Source organism: Streptomyces sp. URMC 123, from assembly GCF_051386515.1.
Classification (GTDB): Bacteria; Actinomycetota; Actinomycetes; order Streptomycetales; family Streptomycetaceae; genus Streptomyces.
Window position 1 is genome coordinate 16,699 of the sequence record NZ_JBPQTV010000011.1, and the last position, 22,442, is coordinate 39,140.

Genomic DNA, 22,442 nt, shown 5'->3' on the forward strand with positions numbered 1-22,442 from the left:
CAGGCGTGGCGGAGCGGGGCGTGTCGCGGCGGGAGTTGATTCGGCGTCGGCGGCGTGAGGGGTTCGTGGGCCGGCGCAGCGAGTTGTCGGTCTTCCGGGAGCACATGGAGCGCTCACCGGAGGACGAGGCGGCGGACTTCTTCTTCCATGTGCGCGGGCCGGCGGGCGTGGGCAAGACTACGTTGGTACGGCGATGGGAGGCGATCGCCGGCGAGCACGGTGCGGCGACGGCGTACGTGGGGGATTCGGTGGCCGATGTCGTGGAGACGATGGAAGCCTTCAGCGGCCAGTTGGCGCGCCAGGGGCACGGCTTCAAGGAGTTCGACAAGGCGCTGGCCACCTACCGGCAGCGGCGCCACGAGGCCGAATCCGCGGCCCTCGCCCCGGCGGTCGACGGCGCGCCGGCGCCGGAAGCCGCTCGTGAGCGGCCGGGGCCCTCCCCCGGCAGCATGCTGGCCTCGCAGGTCGGGCTGGCGGGGCTGGGGCTGGTGCCGGGGGCCGGGCCGTTCGTCGGGGCAATGGACCCCACGCAGCTGGCACTCGGCACCGACCGCGTCCGGACCGCGCTCGCGGCCCGTTTCCGCAACCGCGACGACGCACAGCTGGTGGCCTCTCCGCTGGAGGTGCTGACGCCGCTGTTCGTCCGCGCCGTCGGCGAGGCGGCGCAGCGGGCGGGGCGGGTGGTGCTGTTCTTCGACACCTACGAGCGGACGGGCACGTTTCTGGACGTATGGCTGCGGGATGTGCTCATCGAGGGGCGGTACGGGGAGCTGCCCGCCGGTGTGATGGTGGTGACGGCCGGGCAAGGCCGCCTCTCCCCCGCCGTCTGGGCCGATCACCTGGACCTGGTGCACGAACTGGAGCTCCAGGTGTTCACCGAAGCCGAGGCACGGCAGTTGTTGGCCACCCGAAACATTCATGACGAGCAGGTCATCGATGTCATCCTGCACCTGTCCGGGCGGTTGCCGGTGCTCGTGCACCTGCTGGCCGAGTCCCGCCCCGCCGCGCCCGAGGACGTCGGCGATCCCAGCGGCACCGCCGTCGAACGGTTCCTGTGCTGGGAGAACGACCCGGCCCGGCGCGCCGCCGCGCTGGCGTGTGCGCTGCCGTTGGAGCTGGACGAGGACATCTGTCGGCGGTTGACCGGTGAGGAGGGCGGGGCGGAGGTGTTCGGCTGGCTGCGGACGCGGCCGTTCGTCACCGATCAGTCCGGTCGCTGCCGCTACCACGACGTCGTACGCGACGCCATGGTGCGCCTGCGACGCACCCAGTCACCCCAACAGTGGCAGCAGCAGCACACGCTCCTGGCCGACACCTATGCCCAGCGACGCCGGCACGAGGAACAGGGGGAAGAGCGTACGCCGCGGCCCCGGTGGCAGGAGCAGCGGTGGCGGGAGAACCGGCTGCGGGAGACGTACCACCGGTTGTGCGCACATCCGCAGCGCGCCCTGCCCGCCGCCCTCACCGAAACCCTCCACGCCTACGACCACAGCACCGCCGCCCTGCGGCGCTGGGCACAGATCCTGCACCGAGCCGGCCACGACACCGATGCCCCCGCTCCGGCTCGGTACGGGCAGGACTTCCTGGACGCTCTGGACAGCGGGCCCGACGGCCTCATCAGCATGGTCACTCGCTTGCTCGCCAGCGCCGGGCTCGACTCCGACAGCCGTGCTCTGGCCCACGCTCTGCGGGGCCGCGAGCACCGTCATCGCGCTGACTGGGAAGCGGCGCTGGCCGACTACACCACCGCACTGGGCCTCGCCCCGCATCTGGCCGGCGCGCACGTGGGCCGCGCTTGGATTCACACCTGCATGGGCCGCTACGAAGAGGCACTGGCCGGCTTCGCGCACGCCATCCAACTGGAACCCGCGAACGCCGATGCCTATCTGCGCCGCGGTACCACCTGCATATCGCTGCAACGCTATGACGACGCGGTCGCCGACTTCACTCGCGCGATCGAACTCGACCCCGAGCACGTCATCGCCCGTAACAATCGGGGCGGGCTGTATATGCGCATGGGGCGTTACGAGGAAGCCATCGTCGACTACGACCGCATCATCGCCCTCGCACCACGCGATTCCCTGGCGCGTTCTTCCCGCGGGCGAGTACATGCGAGGATGGGGCGCTTCGAAGAGGCTCTCGCGGATCACGCCCACGCCATCGAACTCGACCCGGATTCCTTCCTGGTTTACGTCAACCGTAGCGAGACGTACCGGTACATGGACCGTGGTGAGGAAGCTCTCGCCGATCTCGACCGCGTCATCGAGTTGAGACCGGATTACAACTGGGCGTACGTCAATCGCGGGGAGACTTACCGGCGCCTGGGCCGCTACGCAGAAGCGCTCGCCGATTTCGACCGCGCCATCGAGCGCACCTCCGATTCCTGGGCGAAGGTCCATCGCGGCAGGCTCTACCGCCTTCTCGGCCGGTATGAGGATGCCCTCGCTGATGTGACGCCCCCAACGGGCTGGGCACCGACTGATGCCTGGAGGTGTTACGAGCTCGCCATGGTGCTGCGTTTGCTACAGCGACCGGGGTGGGAAGAGGAACTGCTGCGCTCCGACGCGTTGCACCGCGGCGCCCCCCAGGGCAGTTTCCCCAGTCCCACGGACGCGTCAGCGGGCCTGTTCGTCGTCCAGTGCGCACGCCAGAACTGGGCGAATGCCGAGCAGACGCTGGAGGTCTTGCTCGACAGCGGCCCGGCCGAGGCTCATCTCCGGGAGGCGCTGGGCGATATGGACGAAGCCGTGACGGTCTTCGATCTGCCCGCGGACCCGGTGCGGGCCCTGCGGCGCAGGCTCCGCCAAGCCTTGCCCGCATGACCGCGCGCAGCCCGGGCGGGGTCCGGGCCGGCCGCCCGGCGTGACACGCCGCGCGGGGCTCCGCGCGGCCTCGGCGTCGACACGGCCGAGGCTCGCGTCAACGGATGTCGTGGTCGGGGTGGGCCCGGTCGTACGCGTGTCACGCCTCGGCGATGGCGGCGCGGTGGGCGAGGGACCAGTCGGCGAGGGCCTTGACGAGGTGGGTCAGGCCGGCCCCCGTCTCCGTCAGGCGGTAGTCGACCTGTGCCGGCACGGTCGGATAGACCGTTCGCAGCACGAGACCGTCGCGCTCCAGCCGGCGCATCGTGAGGGTGAGCATGCGCTGGGAGATGTTGTCGATGGCGCGCTGGAGTTCACGGAAGCGGCGCGGCCCGCCGGCCAGTTCGACGATCACGAGCACCGACCACTTGTCACCGATGCGGTCCAGGACGTCGCGGATGCCGCAGTCGGGGTGGTCCTCGCGCCCGCAGGGATCGAGGTCGGCGGGGGTGGTGGTTACCCCGGTGTGCGTGGGTGACATGAAACTGCCTTCTTGTGGCCGGTGGGCGAGTGATCGAGGATCAAGCGTAATTACTGATGCGTACCTCTACGGAAGACAGCGATCGATCATGATTTTGGTGACCGGAGTGAACGGAAACCTCGGCTCGGCCACGCTTGCGGCGCTGCGCGCCGGCGGCGCCGTCGCCATGGGCGGCAGCCGCAAGGCGGCCGAGGGCGTGCGGCGCCTCGACTTCGACGACCATGCGAGCCTCGACCTGGCCGGGGTGTCGACTCTGGTGCTGGTCTCCGCCGGGTACGCCGAGGACGACCAGGTCGTCGAGCGGCACACGGCAGTGCTGGACGCCGCTGTCCGCGATGGCGTCCGCCATGTCGTCTACACGAGCCTGACCACCGCCGGTGATCACCTCGGTTTCGCGCTGGCACACCGTGCGACCGAGCGCCTGGTGCGGGCGAGCGGGCTGCCCTGGACCATCCTGCGCAACGGCCTGTACGCCGAACTGTTCGGCGGCCTGCTGATCTGGACCGATCACGGGCTGGAGTCCCCGTTCGGGGACGGCGCCCTGGCCGCGGTCGCGCGCGAGGACCTGGCCGAGGCCGCGGCGGTGGTGGCGGCGAACCCGGCACGGCACAGCGGGCGTGTCTACGACCTCGTCGGCACACCGATCACGGCGAGGCAGGTGGCCGACGAGCTCGGCGTGGCGCATCGCGCCATCGGCCTGGGCGAGTACCGGCGCAGGCTCCTCGAGGAGACTCCGGGGCTTCTCCCGTTCCAGCCGCCGATGCTCGCCTCGATCGCCACGAGCATCCGACACGGCTTCCTGGACGGTACCGCGCCGGACCTCACCGACCTCCTCGGCCGCGCACCCCGCGATCCACTGGCCGCGGCCGTCGCGGCGGCGTCCGCCGCCCGGCCGGCGGTGAGCGTTTAGTGGAGCGGCGCCGCCGACGCCGACGACCGCGGTGGGGGCGGCGAGTTCTCGTCTCCGGGTGGCGGGTGGGCCGCAGGGGGTGGTGCAGCGTTCCTGTTCAGCCGGGCAGGGGCGTGGGCGGTGTGCGGCAGCGGGCGCGCAGCCGCCGCGTCACCCGGAGCATGAGCGCCGACGCCGCCAGGCAGTGGACGCCCATGGCGGCGATCTGCCCCGGGTAGCTGACGCCGCCGTCGATCAGCAGCCCGCTCAGGCCCGGGCCCACCGCCGCCGCGCAGACCACGACCGCCACGACGACCGCGCGGATGGCGCCGAGGTGCCCGGTGCCGTACACCTCCGGCCAGGTGGCCCCGAACAGGCTGAGCGACAGCCCGTTGGTGACGCCGTAGAGCGCCATGAAGGCGAAGACGCTCCACTGGCCCTCCGCCGTACTGAGCACGAGCAGTCCGCAGCCGAGCGGCAGCAGGAAGTACGGCAGCATGGCCAGCGCGGTGAGCCGGTCGAGGAGCTGGCCGCCGGACAGGTTGCACACCACGGTGGTCGCGGCGTACACGGCGAACGCCGACGCGCTCGTCCCCGGCGACCAGTGCCGCAGCTCCCCCAGGTACGCCTGGTGGAAGAAGACCGTGTTGCCGATCAGCGACGGCGCCGCGACGGCCGGCATCAGCAGATAGAAGTACGGGTCGCGCAGCGCTTCGGCGCGGGTCCAGCTGCGGGTGGTCGTAGCAGCCGCCCAGGCGCCTCCCGCGTCCTCCGCTTCCCCCACTCCCCCCGCGTCCGGCGCCTCGGCGCGCGGTCGACGCTCCCGCGCGAACAGCGCCGGGAAGAGGAAGCCGGCACCGATGAGCACCGCCGCGGCCCCCCACCACGCGGACCGCCAGCCGGCCGCGGCGGTCACCGCGACGGCCAGCACCGGAAGGAGCGCCTCACCCACGTTCAACCCGAGCGTCGCCACCGCCACGGCCCGACCCCGTTGCCGGGTGAACCAGCGCCCCATCAGGGTGAACGCGGTGTGCGTCATCATGCCCTGCCCGAAGAAGCGCAGCAGCACCAGAGCCGCGAGCAGCACCGCCACATGCGGGGACAGGGCCATGGCCGCCGCGCCCAGGGCGAGCAGGGGGACGATGACGCGGACCACCGCCCGCGCGGAGCGGCGGTCGACGACATGGCCCGCCAGAACCAGGGCGAGGGCGCCGGCCAGCGTGGCCACCATGTAGAGGCCGCCGAACGTGCCGTGCGAGAGCCCGTACTCCGTGCGGATGTCCTCGGAGAACAGGGAGACGAAGAAGGTCTGACCGAAGGAGGAGAGGAAGAAGAGCAGGAAGCCGCCGAGCAGCGGGCGTACGTCCTCTCGGGCGAAGCCGCCGCCCGGTGCCGGCGCCACGCGTTTCACGCGGCTGTCAGCGGCGTGCGCGTACGGGCGCCGGGGTGGGTCCGTGCTCCGGCGCGTCCTCGTCCGCGGTGTTCCTGGGGTCCGTGGCCGTGGGCTCCGTGGCCCGGGCCTCCGTGCTCCCGGGGTCCGTGGCCGTGGACTCCGTGGCCCGGGCCTCCGTCTCCCCGGCCTCCGCGGCGGCCGTGGGCTCCGTGTCCCCGGGCTCCGCGTCCCCTGCTGCCAGGGCCACGGCCACGTACGCGGGGAGGTTGAGCGCCCAGCTCACGTCCCGGTGTGCCGCCATCATCTGGAGGTCCCGCCAGTGGCGCGCGAGGGTGCTCTCGTCGTGGTGCGCGGCGGTTCCGGCCAGCTGGACCAGCCGGTGCACGGCGCGCACGCACAGCCGTGCCAGATACGCCCGGTCCCGGCCGATGACCGCGCTCTCCCTGGGGGTCAGGGCCCGCCGGCCGACGCCCGCCGCGTGCAGCGTGCCGCACACGGCGTCGTACAGATGTCGCGCGCAGGCCAGTTCCGCCGCGCTCTCCGCCAGCCCGTCCTGCACCAGCGGCTGGTCCAGTGCCCGCGGCCGGCCCCCGCCGCGCGGTCCGAGCGAGGCGGTGAAACGGTCGAACGCTCCTTCGGTACAGCCCAGCAGGGGCCCGATGACCGTGCTGTTCATGTACTGCAGATAGGGCACGCCGCTGAGATAGTCCGCGGGCCCGTGCCCGCTCGACCAGCGTTCGCCGAAGCACGCGTCGAAGGACGCGACCAGGTCCCGTGCCACAAAGACGCCGTCGACCCGGATGTCCTTGGAGCCGGTGGCGGACATGCCGGAGACGTGCCAGCCGTCCTCCACCCGCACCTGGTCGGCGCGGAGCGGGACGAGGACGCGTTCCGGCGCGCTCGCCGACTCGTACCAGCCGTTGAGAACGATCCAGTGCGCATGGTCGACGGCGGAGCAGAACCGCCACCGCCCCGTCACCTCGAAGCCGCCGGGGACGCGGGAGATCCGTCCGTCGACCGGGGCCGACGCCGTCGAGAAGACCTTCCGTGCCCCGCCGGCGAACAGCAGCTTCGAGACCTCCCGCGGCAGCCGGCCGGCCAGCGCGGCGTGCCCGCCGACGACCCCGATGGTCCATCCGGTGGAGGGGCACGCCCGGGCCGCCCGACGGGCCGCCTCGGCCAGGGTCGGCCAGTTGCTGCCCAGGCCCCCGTGGCAGGCGGGTGCGACCAGGCTCAGCAGCCCGTTGTCGAACAGCTCCTCGACGGTTTCGCGCGGCAGGGTGCGCTCGCGTTCCGCACGGGCGGCCCGCCCCCGCCAGGTGTCCGCCAGCGCCTCGACCCGGGCACAGACCTCGGGGTCCGCGGCGGCCGGCGGGGCGCCCTCGCCGCTCATGCGGTCCCCTCCGGCGCACGGCCGCCGACCCGGCGCGCGACCGGGTCGTCGAACACGAACTCCTCCGGGATGAACGGCGTGCCGGCCAGTTCCAGGAACTCCGCGAGCGATTCGGCGTCGTCCGAGGCCACGAACTCGTAGAAGTTGGTGGCGTGCCAGATCACATGGACGTGGTCGAACCGTTCGGCCAGCGCCGCCACCAGGTCGTCGAACTCGACCTGCCCGTCGGTCATGCGCAGCAGCATCTGCCGACGCTTGCGCTCGATCTCCTCCGGGGTGAAGTAGGCCGCCTTGTGCACCTCGTCCTTGGCCCGCTCCCGGCGCAGGTACTCCTGGGGGTCGGGGTGGTCGAGCTTCTCCAGGAAGAACGCGAGCCCGCCCGGTCGCAGTACGTCGGTGACGTGCGCGATCTGGGCGGCGCGCTCCTTGCCGTAGAACTGGAAGGCGGCCGTCTCGTAGAGGAAGTCGACGCCGTCCCGGAACGGCGCGTACTCGTCCCGCTCGCGCAGCGTGCGGCGCGTCAGGTGGAAGAGCGACTCGGGGAAGTAGCGCGACAGGTCCGGGTCGGCGTAGCGGTGGAACCACGGCTCGTTGGCCCTGTTCGGGGAGCTGGTCAGCGTCTTGATCCGGCCCTGGGAGAAGGCGGCCAGTGTCCGTCCGTTGGTGCCGTCGAACGCGTCGGCCTCGTAGAAGGTGAAGTCCCGCGGCTTTGCCGCCGCGTTCTTGCGCTCGACCAGCCGGGACAGCGCGACTCCCACGCGCGACATCTCCTCCAGGATTCCCGGCACGCTCGCCAGGAAGTGCAGGAAGAGGGGGCCCGAGCGCTCGACCATCGCGTCCTGGTAGTCGAGGAGCCGCCGGTCGTGGATCTGGGCCCGGATCGTGGAGCGGACCGGTGCCCGGGGCACCTGGTCGCGGCCCGTCGCGATGGCGTCGAACCGGTCCGCGAGCCCGATCATGGACGAGGCCGTCACGTACGCCGGTGTTCCGGCGGGTGGTGTGCGCTCCGGCGCGGGGGTGTTTTCCGGCTCCGTGGTGTGCCCGGGTTCCGTGGCGTCTTTCGGCCCCGTGGCGTCCTCGGGCTCCGTGGCGTCTTTCGGCTCCGTGGTGTCCCCGGGCTCCATGGCGTCTTTCGGCCCCGTGGCGTCCTCGGGTGTCATCGTCGCCCTCTCCCCTCCGTGCCGTCGGCCATGAGATGTGGGTCCCGTGCCAGCGCGTGGCGGAGCGCGAGCCGGTCGGTCTTGCCCGACGCGGTCCTCGGCAGCTCCGCGTAGAAGGCGACCGCGGCCGGCACCATGTGCCAGTCCAGCCGCTCGGCGCAGAAGTCACGCAGTTCCTCCGCCCTGGCCGCGGCCCCGGCGCGCAGGACGACGCAGGCGGCGGGTACGTTGCCCGCCCGCTCGTCCGGCACCGGCACCACGGCGGCGTCGGCCACGTCCGGATGTCCGCGCAGCAGTGCCTCGATCTCGTGCGGGTCCACCTGGAGCAGCGTCCGGCTGAAGGCGTCGTCCTTGCGGCCTCTCCAGTACAGGTGACCGTCCCGGTCGCGCGTGAAGAGGTCGCCGGTGAGAAACGTCCGGCCGCCGGAGGCGTCGGTGCGCAGGACCCGGGCGGTCAGCTCGGGCCGGCGCCAGTAGCCCTGCATGACCAGGTCGCCGGAGACCGCGAGTTCCCCGACAGTGTCCGGTTCCGTGACCGGGGCTCCCGTGTCGTCGACGAGCGTCACCCGCACGCCGGGGATGGGCCTGCCGACCGACCCGGGGCGCCGGTCGATCTCCTCCGGCGGCAGCCCGCAGACCCGCTTGCACTCGGTGAGGCCGTACATGGAGTGGATGCGCAGTGCCGGAAAGGCGCCGCGCAGCGCGGCGATGTGCCCGGGTGGGAGCCACTGCCCGGTGCTGCACAGGTACCGGACGGACGGCATCGCGTGCCGTCCGAGGTCCTCTGCCGCGCACAGCCGGGTCAGCAGCGAGGGGAAGGCGTGCACGGCGGTGACGCCGTCGCGGTTGATGGTCTCGATGATCTGCTCCGGGCGGTCCGGCAGGCGCCGGTGGAGCACTGCCCGGCCGCCGAAGGCCAGCGGCATCATGATGTTGTAGAAGCCGAAGTCCGCGCCGATCGGGGTGAAGCTCAGCACCGCGTCGTCGGGAGTGTTCTCGAAGTACCCCGTGACCGCGGTGAAGGCGGCGGACATGTTGGCGTGGCTGATCGCCACGCCCTTGGGGTCGGCGGTGGAGCCGGTGGTGTAGAACAGGGCGGCCAGCGGGCCTTCGAGGGGGATGTCCGGGCCCCTCCTGGGGCGCCTCAGCGGGCGCGGTCGGCGCTGCGGTGCACCGCCACCGCCGCTCCCACCGCCCAGTGGAATCACCGCCTCCAGGTCGGTGTCGCCGAAGAGGTCGCCCAGGTCCTCGGCCCGGTCGGTGACCAGGACGGCGGCGTCGGCGTCGTCGATCTGGTGCACGAGTTTGGCGCGGGCGAACGTCTGGTGCGTGGTGGTGACGCAGCACCCCGCCTTGAGGATGCCGAGGACCGCCGCCACCGCGTCCACCGAGATCTCGGCGTGCACCATCACGCGGTCGCCGGGCCGGGCGCCGAGGAGCGGCAGCGCCGCCGCGTAGTGGTCGGCCAGCGCGTTCAGCCTGCCGTACGAGGTGTCCACCCCGTCCAGCGTGAGCGCGGCCCGCCCGGGGCGCTCCGCGGCGTGCCGGGCGAACAGCACGTGCAGGGGGGTACGGGGGCTGGCGGCGGGTCCGCGTGACATCAGTAGGACGATGCTTCGACGAGGTCCAGGGTATGGCGTTCGGTGCCCTGCAGAGGGGGGTTGAAGACGCTGAGCAGCGTCAGGTCACTGCCCGGGTCGGCGCGCAGGCAGTGCCGGTCGTGCTTGTCGAGCGCGTACAGGGTGCCGGGGGTGATGCGGTGCACGGCCCCCGAGGGCTCCTCGATCTGCCCGGTGCCGGAGAGGCAGTAGCAGGCTTCGAGATGCGAGCGGTATTCGAGGTGGGAGAAGGTGCCGGCACGTACGACGGTGTGGCACACGGTGAATCCCATGTTGTCCGCGGCGGTGAGCAGCCGGAGGCTGATGCCGTTCCCCCACTCGACCTCGTACTTCGATCCGGCTAATTCCGCCAGAGATCGGATCAGCATCGGAGCACTCCAGGGTGGTGATCGCACGAACATGTGGGGCCGTGTGGGGAGTGGTGCCGAATTACGCGGCCGGACATCGCGAAGGCGAGGTGTCCGACGAAGAGGTTCACGTACGTGGCTGAAGCCGTTCGCGTCGGCGAGCGATCACGCCGAGGCGTCCAGTGAGTTGTCGGGACGCTACCCCATCGCGTGTTCGATCGGCAAGGCTCTCCGCGCCCGCTTCCCCCTTCCACAGGAGCGGATGGCCGCCGTCGATCGCTGGACACTGGGCGCACACCGGCGACCCCACGCGCCGGTCAGGAGCGGAAGTCGTCGGCGTGATCCCGTGCCCACTGCGCGAAGCTGCGGGCGGGCCGTCCGGTGACGGCCTCGGCCGTCGGCATGGGGCCGAGGGGCGAGGGATCGAACGCCTCGACCTCCGACGGGGCCGGCTCATTGCCACCGTAGTCCTCGAACCCGAGGAGGAAGTCGGCGTTCTCCGCCGCGAAGCCCCCCTGCGCGAGATAGATTTCGCGGGCCTCCTGCGCCGTCACCACCTCGAAGCGGATCTCCTCCCCCATCGCCTCGGCGATGAGCTCCACCTGGCGCCGACGTGTGAGGAGTTCGTGCCCGTCGAGGGTGTACGCCTGACCCGCGTGGCCCTTCTCGGTCAGGGCGAGGACGGCCACGTCGGCGATGTCCTGCTCATGCACCGGGAACCACGCGGCGTCCGGGGCCGGGTCGCGCACCACGCGCTCCGCGCGGATGGACGGCCCCCACAGGGCCAGCTTGTTCATGGCGAACTCGCCGGGGCGCACATGCGTCCACTGAAGCCCCGAAGCCTCGACCGCCCGCTCCACCGGCAGATGGAAGTCGGTGTCGAAGCCGGTGGTGACCGCGCCGGAGGAGAGCACCACGATGCGGTGCGCGCCCGCCGTCTTCGCCATACCGACCACCTCCTCGGCGGTCGACGCCACCGGGAAGAGGAAGAGCGCGTCGACGCCCTCCAGGGCGTCCTTCAGCGTCTCCGGGCGGGTGAGATCACCCTCGTGGACCCGGACCCCCGCGGGGAACGCCCCGGCCCGCGCCCTGCGGGGCAGGGCCCGCACGTCGTGTCCCAGCTCCACGAGTCGACGCACGACGTTCCGCCCGACATTGCCGGTCGCCCCCGTCACCAGAATGGTCATGAATCACCTTTCGTCTCGTCACGTCCGTCAGGGTGTCGTGCGGGACCCGATGCCGTTCTCCAGCGCACCACTGGCGGGGCGTCGCCGCTGGACGAGTTCGTCCCGAAAGGCGCGCGCAGGATGCTGGCCGCCGCGCTGGAGGCCGAGGTCAACTCGTACGTAACCTAGTTAGTCGACCAGCGGGACGAGAGCGGCCGGGCCGGTGCGGTAAACGCTGCTGTCGACTCTGTGCCACGTGCGGGAGACGGAGATCACCGACTCGCTGGTGGAGTTGTTCATCCAGCTCGTGCAGAAGATAGAAGATCCCGCTGGCCGGGGTGGTGCGCGAGGAGTGGCGCAAGGCGGTCGTGGACGAGCGTGCTCGTGGCGCTGTGGGACGCCCTGCGGCGCCGGTAGATCTGGGTGCCGGTGGCGGACCGATGGCGGAAGCCGGAGGACGATCTACCGCCGGACTTCGAGGACAACCGCGATGTGCACTACGACGCGATCCGCCAGCCGCAGGGCCCGGAGAAGTTCATCGAGACCCTCCAGAAGCGGCTGCGCGAGGCTCTGACCCGCTTCGACACGGCGCTGGCGCTGGGGGCCACGGGCGGGGTGGACATCGTCAAGCGGCACGGCGAGCTGTGGATCAAGGTTTCGCCGCTGGGCAAGCAGGAGGAGCCTTCGAGCCTGGTCGCGCTGAAGGCGGAGAGCGAGCGCCGCTGGGGCACCATCGACCTGATCGACATCCTCAAGGAGGCCGAGTTCGCCTCGGTCGCCACCAGGGAGGCGGTACCGAAAGCGGAGTTGCGGCGCCGGCTGCTGCTGGTGCTGTTCGTCCTGCTCGGCCCCCGAGGTCGCCGCGATGATCGAGGGCGTGCTGCGGCACTGCACGGACGTGGAGATCGACCAGCAGTACACCGACACGCACGGCGCCTCCATCGTCGGGTTCGCCTTCGCCCACATGCTCGGCTTCAACCTGCTGCCCCGGCTGAAGAACGTCGGCTCGGCACGCCTGTACCGGCCAGCAGCCGGGGAGGGCGAGACGTGGCCGGACCTGGCACCGGTGCTGTCGACCAAGACGATCGACTGGGACCTGATCCGTCAGCAGTACGACTTACGCAAGGACGGCGACCCGACCGGCTCCGACAAGGAGTCCCAGGAGGTCTCGATGCTCGCCCTGCACCTCCTCCAGTCCGCGCTGGTGCACGTCAACACCCTGCTCCCCCAGGACATCCTGAGCGAGGAGAAGTGGCAGAAGCGGCTTACCGACGCCGACCGGCAGGCCCTGTCCCCACTGTTCTGGACCCACGTGAACCCCTACGGCCGGTTCGAACTGGACATGCACAGGCACCTTGCCCTGAGCCTCGTGCCTGCGTCGGCCAGCGTGCCTGGCCCGCGCACTTCCCCGACGGCCGCTGCCGTTCCTCAGGGCTGAACAGGTACGCGTCACGGCCGAGCTTCCTGAGCACACGTCGGCATGGTTGGCTTCAGCGAAGATGACGGCAACAGAGGGGAAAGCCGTGTCCGACGAGGTGACGTGCTGGCTGGCTCAGACCGCTTTGCCGTTGAACTTCCTCACTGCGGGCGAGTCAACTGCTGATCTCCAACCACTGAAGAAAGTTCTCGACGGCGTGCGGATCGTGGGGCTGGGGGAGGCCACCCACGGGACGCGCGAGTTCTTCCAGCTCAAGCATCGCCTGCTGGAGTTCCTGGTGACAGAGCTGGGATTTTCGGCCCTGGCCATGGAGGCCAGTGCGTCGGCCGCCCCAGATGTCGACGCCTATGTCCGCCACGGCGTCGGTGATGCCGCGCAGGTGCTTGACGGGCTGGGGTTCTGGACATGGCGGACTCACGAGGTGCTCGCCATGATCGAGTGGATGCGCGACTACAACCGAGGGCGACAAGAGGACCGGAAGGTTCGTTTCATCGGCATCGACCCACAGCAGTGCAGCAGCTCTCTGGCCGTGATCGATTCCTTCCTCCACAGGACAGCACCCGACCGCGCAACCGGACTTCTCTCCCCGCTCCGCGTGCTCGCCACGGCCTACCCAGGATCGCGACCCGATCCTCAGCGGCGCCTGGTCCTCGATGCCGAGGAGGTGCTGGCGTACCTCCGTAAACTCGGCCCCGACGCAGCCGACGCGCTTCGGCATGCCCAGGTGCTGGTCCGGGCCGCCGACCTGGTGACGCGCGCCAGACACCATGCGGACCCGGAACAGACCGTCTTTGCCGCACGCGACCGCTACATGGCAGACGCTGTGGGGACAATCCTCGAAGATCCGTCTGCCAAGGTCGCCCTCTGGGCGCACAACGGGCACATCACCAAGAGCCGTCACGGTGGCGCGGTACCTGCGCTAGGACAACACCTTCACTCACGGTACGGCGACGCCTACTACGCACTCGGCCTGCTGTTCGGCAGCGGCGCTTTTCGCGCCCGGCGGATATGGCCCGGCCCATGGTCCCGTCCCCGATCAAGCGCTGCCGTCACCAACCGGATCGGCCCTGCCCGCCCCGGCACCATTGAGGCCCAGCTGGCTACCGCCAACCCCGGCAACCATCTCGTGGACCTGCGCAGCGCAGTCGACGCGCCGCGGGCCGTACAGGCGTGGCTCAACGGCCGGCACGGCACGCGGACCTTCGGCGCCATGGTGCCGCGCTGGACCTACCGCTTCAATCTGAGCCCTTCCTCCTTGGCGGAGGAGTACGACGGACTGGCCTACATCGCGGTCTCGTCCGGATCACGGCCTCTCCGAATTTCATAAACGGTCCTTTGCGCGAGCAAGACCAAGAACGAGCCGCCGGAGCCCCGCCGCACCCGGATTCACTCTCAGAAACCGTTCTCACTCAAAAGCGGGGCGGACCCCCTCTGAGACTTGCATTGCGCGAACATCCGGGCCCATGACGAGCCCTCAGCAGCCCTCCCCCACCGACTGGTCGGACGCCGACGATGTCGAGGCGCGCCCGTCCGAAGTGTGACGCTCAGCCCGGCTCGCCGTGCCGCTCGCTCCACACCGTGCTGCGGCGCCGCGCGGGCGGCGAGTCCGTCGAGCAGGTCCAGCGCGACCTGATCATCGCACCGGCAAGCGAAAGGGGCAGAGCCCCTCGGTGGCCAGCATCTACCGGACGCTCGCCGAGCACGCCAAGCGTGAGACGTACCCAGAAGCCGTCGAGCAGGCTCACGCCGACTTCGCTACCCTCGCCGGCCCCGAAGTTCCAGAACCCCGTACGGAAACCAAGGCCCCAACGACACCCTGAGTTACTTGTCACTTCGTGGCAGCTTCGGGAGAACAGGGCCGTGGAGGCCGTCAAGCTGTTCGCCAGGCGTACGGGGCGAAGTTCCCCAAGGCCGTCGCGAAGATCACCGACGATCAGGACGAGCTGCTGGCGTTCTACGACTTCCCGGCCGAGCAGTGGATGCACCCGCGGACCACCCAACCCCATCGAGTCGACCTTCGCCACTGTCCGTCTGCGGACCAGGGTCACCAAAGGGTGAAGGCACCCCACCTTGTCGCCCGTCCGGGCCGGTACCTGCTTCGAACGTGGCCGGCTCGTCGAACGCCCGGCAACCCTCGCAGCATGAACAACCTCGACTGATCGCCAGGGACTGTCCGACACTTGCTCCCTGCCGGCTTCCTCAACAGACAGGTGAGCAACCGTGGGCGTATCGCACCCGCTCCTGACGTTCTTCCTGACCGCCGCCGACGGTTGCTTCCCGCCGGTCGACGGCCGGGTGACGGTGCTGCCGCCCCTGCCTGGGGGACTCGAGTGCTCGGTCGCCTTCACCGGCCACGCCGTCGTCGCCACCGCCATGACCAGCCAGGCCGTACATACCCTGGGACCAGATGGCTTCGGTGCGTCGCTCTCCCCCGACTTCCTGCGTCACCTGGCCGGCCCGAAGGGCTGGATCGGCGTCACCGACGCGACACTCACGGCTCGCGGCACGGGCGGCCCGCCACACCTGGCAGAGCTGACCGATGCAGATGATCACTCACGCGTCCGCCATGCCCGGGAGCTGCGGACGAACGTCAAGGTCTACGGAGACGAACGCGGCCTCGTCACCCTGGCCGACGGCCTCGCCGGGCGGCGCGAGCTGAGCATCGAACTCCACAACATCCAGGACGGCAGCCAAGGACACGGGCGGTCGCTCCTCACCGACGCCCTTTCCCTGGTTCCGGAAGCCGACCCGGTCTTCGCCGCCGTTTCCCCCGGCAACGCCCGCTCCCTACGCGCCTTCCTCGCCTGCGGCTTCACACCCATAGGCAGCGAGGTCCTACTGCGTCCCGGACGGGGATAGCCAGGCGCGCTGCCACGAACAGAACCCAACCGCTCGCCTGAGCCAACAATCCACAAATACAGACAATTACTCGCAGGGTTCTTGCCGTGGGTAATGCTCCACAGGCGAGGTCGCACGACGGGCTGCCGCTGACCATCAGGCCAAACTGCGAATGACATGGCACGGCCGGGGCAGCGTGCGTTCACGCGCCCCGGCCGGCTCCGCCCGACTGCGATCAGCGCTGGCGCGCGACTCGTCCGGACACACCCACGGTCACGGCGCGGACGACGATCCCGGGAACCGTAGCGGCGGTCCATTCCGTGCCCATTTCCGGTGACCGATCGACGGGATCGGTGACCGGCAGCAGACCCGGGCTGACTTCGACCAGTAGGTCATTTGCGAACTCGGCAGCAAGGCTCACGTCATTTCTCCATTTCTCCTGTCGGGATACATGGCAGGTTCTCCCTGCGGGGCGAACGGACGACCGTTCGACTGAAAGCCACCTGCTCAAGCGATGAGAAGCGCGTTTGAGCAGGTGGTTCTCGATCGAGTCGACTCACCGCTTGCGGGCACGAACCGCCGTGGCGGGTAGCGCTCACGGCACTGCCCCCAGGGCACAGCGGCCGCTGCCCGATATCTGTGGACGCATCACGAGATCTTCCTTTTCCTGTTGGGGGACAGGTCAGGTGGTGTTCGTATGCCGTGGTGGCGGCGGAGCGCGGACAAAGCCGCGAGGTAACCGCACATCCCGTGGACGGACGGGCCTGGCGGGGTGGCCGCCGAGCACAGGTACACGCCGGGCAGCGGTGTGGCATACGGGTCCCAGCGTGCCGTTGGCCTGGCCAGTGACTGGCGCAGGGTCACAGCACCGGTCGAGATGTCCCCGCCGACGTAGTTGGGGTTGTACGCCTCGTATTCGGCCGCCGGCACGCCACGCGCCGCGATGACCGTGTCAGCGAAGCCAGGCGCGTACCGCTCGATGCGGCGGGTGATCAGCGGCACCGGATCGCGACCATCGCCGTTCGGTACGTGTGCGTAGGCCCATACCGGGCGGCGTCCGCCCACGGCGCGGCCGGGGTCGGTCACGGCGGGGTCGACCAGGAGAACAAACGGCTCCTCGGCGGCCTCGCCCCGGACGGCCGCGTTCTCCGTCGCGAACGTCGCGGCGCGTGTGCCTCCCAGGTGCACTGTCCCACCCCGCCCCACCTCCGGGTCGGCCCAGAGGATGGGCTCGCTGACCAGGAAGTCGGCCTTCGCGGCGCCTGGGCCATAGTGAAAGCGATCCAGCGCCCGGCGGTAGCGCGGTGGCAACCGGTCGCCGGCCAGCGCGAGGAGGCCGCGCGGTGAGGTGTCCAGCATGATCACCCGGGCGTCGAGCTCGGCCAGGTCGGTGACCCGGTGGCCGGTGTGCAGCATGCCGCCGTGAGCCCGCAGGTCCTCGGCCAGGGCCTCAGCAATGCGGACACTGCCGCCCTGGGGCAGCGGCCAGCTGGTCGAGTGTGCCAGGTGCCCGAGAAGCAGTCCGATGGCGCCGGCGGCCAAGCTGGGCAGCCGTCCCATCGCGTGCGCCGCGACCCCTGTGAGCAGTGCGCGGGCAGCTTCGGTGCGCAGCCCGTTGGCCCGCAGGAGATGTCCGAGCACACGTGGGCCTAGCAGCAGCGGGGCTGCGACGTCGTGCGGCAGGGTCCGCTGGCCGGACAGAGGGGCGCTTCTTCGCGCTGGCCGCCCCCTTCGCGCTGGCGGCGGGCGCGGTGGACAGCGGGCTGCACCTGACGCGCTGGTACGCCGGGCTCGTCCTCTCGCCGGCCCCGGTGGGGGTCCAGCTCTCCGCCATGGACGCCGGCTCGGCTCTGTCCTTGCTCCTCTCCACACTGGTGTGCGTCGGTGCGGTCATCGCCTTGACCGGCCGATGGGCGCTGGGCGCGGGTGCGGCCGTGTGCGGGCTGCTGGGGACGGCCGTGCAGGGGGCCGTCGCCGCCCCCATGTCGGGTGAGGGGGCGGTCGCTCCTGTCGTGGCGGCGCTGCTGACCGCCGCCGTGGTGCTCGCCTGCCCTCCGGACCGGCGCGGTGACAGGCGACTGTCGGTGGCGGCCGGCACCATGGCGCTGGTGGCGTGGTTCCCCGTTGTCGTCGTGGACACGAGGGCCTTCGGCGTGAGCACGGATTACGGAGCCTGGCCGATGTTGGTCCTCGCCTGCACGGGGGCCGCGCTCGCCCTGCGCGCACGGTCCTCGGGCCTGCGGAAGCTCGGCGCGATGGCCGTGGCCTCGCCTCCCCTGGTCGCCTACGCCTACACGGACGCCTGGGGCGATCCGTGGCCCGTCCTCGGCATCCTTCTCCTGCTGCCGCTCGTGGCCGCGCTCACCGTGGTCGTTCATGCGGTGCGCCACCGGATCTGACCAGGCGGCGCGCCACCCACTTTGAACGGGCCTTTCGTCCAGCCGGCCGCCCTCATCGGGCGTCACCCACATGCAGCCGCTGCGCGCCCCGGCCCGGGGGCTTGTCGGTCGCCCGACTGCTGCAGTACGCGAGCACCGCCTTCGGGCTGGTGGCCATCGGCCGGCATCTGTGGCGCCGTCGCGAGCGACTGCGGACCGGGGGTGGCACCGGCGGCCGTCTGGGGCCTGTCCTGCGGTGGAGCGTGGTGACGGTGCTGGTCGTGACCCCCGTACTCGGCGGCGTCGTCAACGCCCGGGAGGACTTCCACGCCTACCGCTCTGTGACGGACGTGGACTACACCCACCCGACCACCGTCGACCTGGGCGGCGGCGCGAGCGAGCCACGTACCCCTCCAGGACGGTCCCGGCCCCGTGGGGCACCCTCGCCGAGGGCGTACTGACCGGCGCGGCCAAGAGGGCGGGCGCCTCCTTCGCGGTCGCGCTGCTGCTGTACGCCGCCGCGTGGCAGTTCGCCACTCTCGCTCGTCGGCGGACGACGGCGGCCGGCCCCCACTCTTCGCCTCACCCGATTCGCGAGGGGAAGTAACACGGCGGGAGTGAACGGGTTTCGCACCGCGGGACCGACTTGCCCGGGATGGACGTCTCAGGCGGATGCGGGCCGTAATTCGCTGGGCGCCGCCGCGGGTATGACATAGCGTCACCGGCGATGAATCCTGACGAAATCACCGGTGCGGTGCGGGCTGGCAAGTCGTTGGCCGCGGCCGGCTTGCGGGGAGTCGAGCTCGCGGGTACCGACCTGCGGGGGGCCGCGCTGGCCAGGGCCGACCTGCGCCATGCGAGGCTGAGGGGAACCGACCTGCGAGGAGCGGATCTGCGGGGAGCGGACCTGACGGACGCCGACCTGGAAGAGGCCGATGTTTCCGGGGCCAACCTGGAGGACGCCGATTTGAGCGAGGCGGCGCTGTTCGACGCCAGGCTCGTGGGGGCGAATCTCGACAGGGTGGAAACCTATTTCACCCATGGCACGGGTGCCGATTTCACACGGGCCTCTCTCCGCCACGCACTTCTGTCGTTGAGCTGGTTCCCCGAGGCCACGTTCGCAGGGGCGGACCTGCGAAAGGCCCACATCCGGTCGTCGGACTTCTGCCGAGCCGATTTCACCGCCGCGGACCTGAGAGGTGCTCACGTCGAGGCCCGGCTGATCGCCGCGGAATGCGCGCTCGACCGCGCCACATGGTCCCGCGACACCGGCTGGTGGCCCAAGGCCGAAGCGCGGGAACTCGCAGCGCACACCGAGGAGATCGGCCCGGGAGAATTCCGCTTTCGGCCCGCCTGAGGCGGCGGTCGGGAAACGGCAGGGGATGGCGGAGGCGCCCGGGCACCCTGGCTCCGATGCCGCCGGCCGCACCCGCCAGAAGCGCCAGGCGCTCTCGTCCGGCTCGGACGAAGGCGCCACACACGCCCCAACACCCACCGCACCCTCGGAGGCCGCATGGACCGTCTGTTACTCGTCCCACCCGCCCTGATCATCGTCCTCTGCCTCGGCACGGCGGCCCGGGCAGTGCTCAAGCAGCGACGTCTGCGGGCGGCCTGGGACGGCGGGGTCACGACCGTGGGGCGCTGCGTGGGCGCGTATGTCGTCGCCCGTCGCCGGCACGGCCACGGGCGGCGCACCACGCGTCGCCATGTCTACGAGTTCCTCGACTCCCGGGGCGAGAGGTCGCGGTTTGAGGAGATCGGCGGTGCGCCGACGGTCGTGGCCGGCGACACCGTCACCATCCGCCACCCCGTCGGCCGCCCCGACCGCGCGAGCGCTCTTCCCCCAGGCCGCGGGCGGGCCCGGGCCGGGACGGCGGTGATCCTGACCTTGTGCGGCCTGATGGCAGCCGCGTGCGCGGCCTTCATGGTGCTGTACGAGAACGGGCTCCGCGACTCCGGCCACGACAGGGCGCCCGCCGAGAGCCCCGGACTGGCCGGCAAGGTTTCCCTCAGCGCGCTGAACCGGCCCGTACGACGTCCGCACAGCCCGTCGGCGCCGCACCCGGGGTTGCCCGGACCGTCTCAGGTGAGGCCGGCCAGTTCGGCGATCGTCCCGCCGAGCACCCGGTCACGTACTTCGCCGGGGCGCGTGACCCGCTCCACCAGCGCCCGGGCGAGGACCGGGTCCCCGTACGGGGCGTCCGAGCCGAACAGGGTGCGGTCCGGGATCTCCTTGATGGCCAGCCGGACCGCGAAGACGATATTGGCCGTGGACAGCTCCAGGTACATGTTCGGGGTGTCCCGTACCAGTTCCACGGCCTCCATCCAGTTCAGCCCTCCCAGCTGGCTGACCACCAGCGGAACCCTCGGATAGCGGCCCGCGAGCGCCGACAGGGTCACCAGGTCCGCCGCCGTCGTCGGAGCGAACCCGTGCACGACCACGGGCAGGCCACCGTGGTCGGCCGCCGCCCGGAGCACCGGTTCGATCATCCCCGCCCGTCCCGGCGGCGGCGTCAGCTCGCCGATCCCGTGCAACCCGCGCCCGACGACCTCGCGCTCCACGGTCGCGGCGATCTCCTCCGGCGCCAGGTCCAGCGGTACGGACAGGAAGCCGATGAACCGCTCCGGCCGCGCCGCGAGCGCCGCGTCCAACTCCCGCCACGCGCCGCGATACCCCTCGACCGTGGCGGGCCGGCCCCCGACGGCCTCCTCCAGGATCGCCATCTCCCGGCGCAGCGAGGCGAGGTCACCGGCTCGCTCCGGGTGCGGGCGGGTGGCGAACAGCACGGTGCGGTCCACCCCGGCCTCGTCCAGGAGCGCCACGTGTGCCTCGACGGGGTCGTGGACGTGGCTGTGCGCATCGATGATCAATGAGGTTCACTCCCTGCTTGCCTGCTTGACGGTCGGCCCGGAATGCGGCCGACCCGCCCACTGTTGCTCCCTGACACCGTGGGAAGGTCAAGTCGGAAGGAGCCGGTCGGTGCTGATCGGAGAGCTCTCGCGTCGTGTCGGCGTCAGCGAGCGCCTGCTGCGCTACTACGAGCGGATGGAGCTGATCCAGTCGGAGCGCCGGGCCAATGGCTATCGGGAGTACGACGACCGGACGGTGGAGACCGTGCGGCGCGTCCGCGCCCTGCTGGCCGCCGGCCTGCCCACGCGCGTCATCCGCCAGATCCTGCCCTGCACCTTCGACGAGGCGAGGCTGCGCCCCTGTCCCGGCGTTCTCACCAGCCTCCGCGACCAGCTGAACGTCCTCGACGAGCGGGCCGCCGAGCTGGAGGCCGCGCGCCGCCTTCTGCGCCGGACGATCGCCGCCACGGAGAAGGCGGCGGCGAACGCGGCAGCGCCCGCCGACTGACGCAGCAGCACGCAAGGTGATGCCGGCCGTGAGCCGGACCCGGCCGCCGGCGCCCGTCGGCGCGGCCACGGCTCGTACGGCGGTCTTCGGTCGACGCGGTTACGCGTCGCGGTCGTCGCGGTGGTCGCGGTGGTCGCGGAACCACCGCGCCACCTCGTCGGCGTGGGTGTCCGGCGGGAAGACCGGGTAGAAGACGTGCTCGATGGTGGCGCCGCGCAGTACGAGGGTCAGCCGCCGGTAGAGCGTTTGGCCGTCCGCCTCGAACGTGGGGAGCGTCAGGGCGTCGGCGAGCGTGAGTCCGGGGTCGGAAAGCATGGGGTAGGGCAGGTGCAGGCGGTCCACGAGCGCCTGCTGGTAGTCGGCCCGGTCCGAGGACAGGGCGAGGACGCGGTCGACGCCTTCGGCTCGTAGGGCGTCCAGGTTGTCGCGGAAGTTGCACGCCTCCTGGCTGCAGCCGCGGGCGCCGGGGATCTCGTTCCAGCCCTCCGGGATGTCGGCGGCCGGGTCCCCGGTGAGGGGGTAGAGGAAGAGCACCCAGCGGCCTTCGGAGACCGCGTCCAGGCGTATGGCGCTGCCGTCCGTGCCGGTGAACGACAGGGCGGGGAGCGTACGGCCCGGGAGGTGGGCGGCGGCGCCGTCGTCCACGGGGGCCGGGAGGCCGGAGGGCAGGGGGTCGGCCTTGGGCAGCATGGTGTCGGGCTCCTTCGCTGGTTCGGTGACCGTTGATGCGGTCGCCGATGTCTCGGAGGTAGAGGGAAAACCTCGCCGGGGCGCCGCGTCCCGGCGGCGGATCAGCTGGTTCCGGCTGTGGGTCAGCCGGTTGATGAGGAGGTCGAGCGCCTCGATCTTCTGCTGGTAGGCGGCCAGGGACTCCACGCAGTGGTCGCCTTCCTCGTGGCCCGCACGCAGGCAGGCGAGAAACGGCCTGGTCTCCGCGGGAGTGAGGCCGAGCGCCCCGAGGCCGCGGATCTCCTCCGCCAGCCGGACGTCCTCCGCGGTGTAGTCGCGGTAGCCGTTGGCCGTACGGCCGGGGCTGAGCAGACCGCACTCCTCGTAGTAGCGCAGCGCCTTGATCGTCACGCCGGCGGCCGCGGCCGCCTCACCAGCACGCATGTGCACCT

At 71.1% G+C, this 22,442-nt stretch carries 21 protein-coding genes and 1 pseudogene; 10 read left to right on the plus strand and 12 right to left on the minus strand.

The features are described from left to right. The first annotated feature begins 5 nt into the window (after positions 1 to 5). A complete protein-coding gene (locus ACSNOD_RS03160) occupies positions 6 to 2,822 on the plus strand; it encodes a tetratricopeptide repeat protein (protein ID WP_436765154.1) in 2,817 nt (938 codons plus the stop codon). A gap of 139 nt (positions 2,823 to 2,961) precedes the next feature. Here the strand turns inward: ACSNOD_RS03160 and ACSNOD_RS03165 are convergent, their stop codons facing one another. Beyond that, positions 2,962 to 3,342: a winged helix-turn-helix transcriptional regulator gene (locus ACSNOD_RS03165; RefSeq protein WP_436765155.1), complete on the minus strand. Its 381-nt coding sequence runs from the start codon at positions 3,340 to 3,342 to the stop codon at positions 2,962 to 2,964. An 88-nt stretch (positions 3,343 to 3,430) separates the two neighbouring features. Between ACSNOD_RS03165 and ACSNOD_RS03170 the strand changes: the two genes are divergently transcribed. Further along, positions 3,431 to 4,252, plus strand: coding sequence for an NAD(P)H-binding protein (locus tag ACSNOD_RS03170; RefSeq protein WP_436765156.1), 822 nt, complete (start codon positions 3,431 to 3,433; stop codon positions 4,250 to 4,252). Between the two features lie 97 nt (positions 4,253 to 4,349). Here ACSNOD_RS03170 and ACSNOD_RS03175 read toward each other — a convergent pair whose 3' ends face one another. The 6 genes from ACSNOD_RS03175 to ACSNOD_RS03200 all read right to left on the minus strand — a co-directional run bounded on the left by ACSNOD_RS03175 (position 4,350) and on the right by ACSNOD_RS03200 (position 11,330). Next, positions 4,350 to 5,633, minus strand: coding sequence for an MFS transporter (locus ACSNOD_RS03175; protein ID WP_436765157.1), 1,284 nt, complete (start codon positions 5,631 to 5,633; stop codon positions 4,350 to 4,352). Between the two features lie 16 nt (positions 5,634 to 5,649). After that, the gene (locus tag ACSNOD_RS03180) at positions 5,650 to 7,017 is read right to left on the minus strand and encodes an acyl-CoA dehydrogenase family protein (RefSeq protein WP_436765158.1); all 1,368 of its coding nucleotides are present in this window, start codon (positions 7,015 to 7,017) and stop codon (positions 5,650 to 5,652) included. Next, the gene (locus ACSNOD_RS03185; RefSeq protein ID WP_436765159.1) at positions 7,014 to 8,177 is read right to left on the minus strand and encodes a hypothetical protein; all 1,164 of its coding nucleotides are present in this window, start codon (positions 8,175 to 8,177) and stop codon (positions 7,014 to 7,016) included. Before ACSNOD_RS03185 ends, ACSNOD_RS03180 begins: the two co-directional genes overlap by 4 nt. Continuing rightward, positions 8,174 to 9,778 (minus strand): class I adenylate-forming enzyme family protein, encoded by a 1,605-nt coding sequence (locus ACSNOD_RS03190; RefSeq protein WP_436765160.1) that lies wholly within the window; start codon positions 9,776 to 9,778, stop codon positions 8,174 to 8,176. Before ACSNOD_RS03190 ends, ACSNOD_RS03185 begins: the two co-directional genes overlap by 4 nt. Then, on the minus strand, positions 9,778 to 10,164 hold the full coding sequence (locus ACSNOD_RS03195; RefSeq protein WP_436765161.1) for an ectoine synthase: 387 nt from the start codon (positions 10,162 to 10,164) through the stop codon (positions 9,778 to 9,780). The genes ACSNOD_RS03190 and ACSNOD_RS03195 overlap by 1 nt, the downstream gene beginning before the upstream one ends. A 296-nt stretch (positions 10,165 to 10,460) precedes the next feature. Next, positions 10,461 to 11,330, minus strand: coding sequence for an NAD(P)H-binding protein (locus ACSNOD_RS03200; RefSeq protein ID WP_436765162.1), 870 nt, complete (start codon positions 11,328 to 11,330; stop codon positions 10,461 to 10,463). An 844-nt stretch (positions 11,331 to 12,174) separates the two neighbouring features. Here ACSNOD_RS03200 and ACSNOD_RS03205 point away from each other — a divergent pair. Further along, entirely contained in the window at positions 12,175 to 12,747 is a 573-nt protein-coding gene (locus ACSNOD_RS03205; RefSeq protein ID WP_436765163.1) for a Tn3 family transposase, read from the plus strand. Between the two features lie 85 nt (positions 12,748 to 12,832). Next, a complete protein-coding gene (locus ACSNOD_RS03210) occupies positions 12,833 to 14,074 on the plus strand; it encodes an erythromycin esterase family protein (RefSeq protein ID WP_436765164.1) in 1,242 nt (413 codons plus the stop codon). A 217-nt stretch (positions 14,075 to 14,291) separates the two neighbouring features. Here the strand turns inward: ACSNOD_RS03210 and ACSNOD_RS03215 are convergent, their stop codons facing one another. Continuing rightward, on the minus strand, positions 14,292 to 14,492 hold the full coding sequence (locus ACSNOD_RS03215) for a hypothetical protein (RefSeq protein ID WP_436765165.1): 201 nt from the start codon (positions 14,490 to 14,492) through the stop codon (positions 14,292 to 14,294). A gap of 144 nt (positions 14,493 to 14,636) precedes the next feature. Between ACSNOD_RS03215 and ACSNOD_RS03220 the strand changes: the two are divergent. Together ACSNOD_RS03220 and ACSNOD_RS03225 are read left to right on the plus strand one after the other, a co-directional pair. Further along, a pseudogene (locus tag ACSNOD_RS03220) lies at positions 14,637 to 14,892 on the plus strand (transposase); the annotation flags it as partial. Between the two features lie 75 nt (positions 14,893 to 14,967). Next, positions 14,968 to 15,606, plus strand: a complete 639-nt coding sequence (locus ACSNOD_RS03225; RefSeq protein ID WP_436765166.1) for a hypothetical protein — start codon at positions 14,968 to 14,970, stop codon at positions 15,604 to 15,606. A gap of 214 nt (positions 15,607 to 15,820) precedes the next feature. On the opposite strand, the gene ACSNOD_RS03230 is transcribed toward ACSNOD_RS03225, so the two are convergent. Both ACSNOD_RS03230 and ACSNOD_RS03235 read right to left on the minus strand, forming a co-directional pair. Continuing rightward, the gene (locus ACSNOD_RS03230) at positions 15,821 to 16,006 is read right to left on the minus strand and encodes a hypothetical protein (protein ID WP_436765167.1); all 186 of its coding nucleotides are present in this window, start codon (positions 16,004 to 16,006) and stop codon (positions 15,821 to 15,823) included. A gap of 227 nt (positions 16,007 to 16,233) precedes the next feature. After that, complete coding sequence (locus tag ACSNOD_RS03235; protein WP_436765168.1) at positions 16,234 to 17,226, minus strand: phytoene desaturase family protein; 993 nt, start codon at positions 17,224 to 17,226, stop codon at positions 16,234 to 16,236. Between the two features lie 2 nt (positions 17,227 to 17,228). Between ACSNOD_RS03235 and ACSNOD_RS03240 the strand changes: the two genes are divergently transcribed. The 3 genes from ACSNOD_RS03240 to ACSNOD_RS03250 all read left to right on the plus strand — a co-directional run bounded on the left by ACSNOD_RS03240 (position 17,229) and on the right by ACSNOD_RS03250 (position 19,320). Continuing rightward, complete coding sequence (locus ACSNOD_RS03240; protein WP_436765169.1) at positions 17,229 to 17,984, plus strand: hypothetical protein; 756 nt, start codon at positions 17,229 to 17,231, stop codon at positions 17,982 to 17,984. Between the two features lie 101 nt (positions 17,985 to 18,085). Beyond that, positions 18,086 to 18,424, plus strand: coding sequence for a hypothetical protein (locus tag ACSNOD_RS03245; RefSeq protein ID WP_436765170.1), 339 nt, complete (start codon positions 18,086 to 18,088; stop codon positions 18,422 to 18,424). 266 nt (positions 18,425 to 18,690) lie between these two features. After that, positions 18,691 to 19,320: a pentapeptide repeat-containing protein gene (locus ACSNOD_RS03250; protein ID WP_436765171.1), complete on the plus strand. Its 630-nt coding sequence runs from the start codon at positions 18,691 to 18,693 to the stop codon at positions 19,318 to 19,320. Positions 19,321 to 20,045: 725 nt separating this feature from the next. On the opposite strand, the gene ACSNOD_RS03255 is transcribed toward ACSNOD_RS03250, so the two are convergent. Further along, positions 20,046 to 20,834, minus strand: coding sequence for an amidohydrolase family protein (locus ACSNOD_RS03255; protein WP_436765172.1), 789 nt, complete (start codon positions 20,832 to 20,834; stop codon positions 20,046 to 20,048). Between the two features lie 109 nt (positions 20,835 to 20,943). Here ACSNOD_RS03255 and ACSNOD_RS03260 point away from each other — a divergent pair, with 109 nt between their 5' ends. Next, on the plus strand, positions 20,944 to 21,321 hold the full coding sequence (locus ACSNOD_RS03260) for a MerR family transcriptional regulator (protein ID WP_436765173.1): 378 nt from the start codon (positions 20,944 to 20,946) through the stop codon (positions 21,319 to 21,321). A gap of 99 nt (positions 21,322 to 21,420) precedes the next feature. Here ACSNOD_RS03260 and ACSNOD_RS03265 read toward each other — a convergent pair whose 3' ends face one another. Continuing rightward, positions 21,421 to 22,434 (minus strand): MerR family transcriptional regulator, encoded by a 1,014-nt coding sequence (locus tag ACSNOD_RS03265; RefSeq protein ID WP_436765174.1) that lies wholly within the window; start codon positions 22,432 to 22,434, stop codon positions 21,421 to 21,423. Positions 22,435 to 22,442 lie beyond the last annotated feature (8 nt).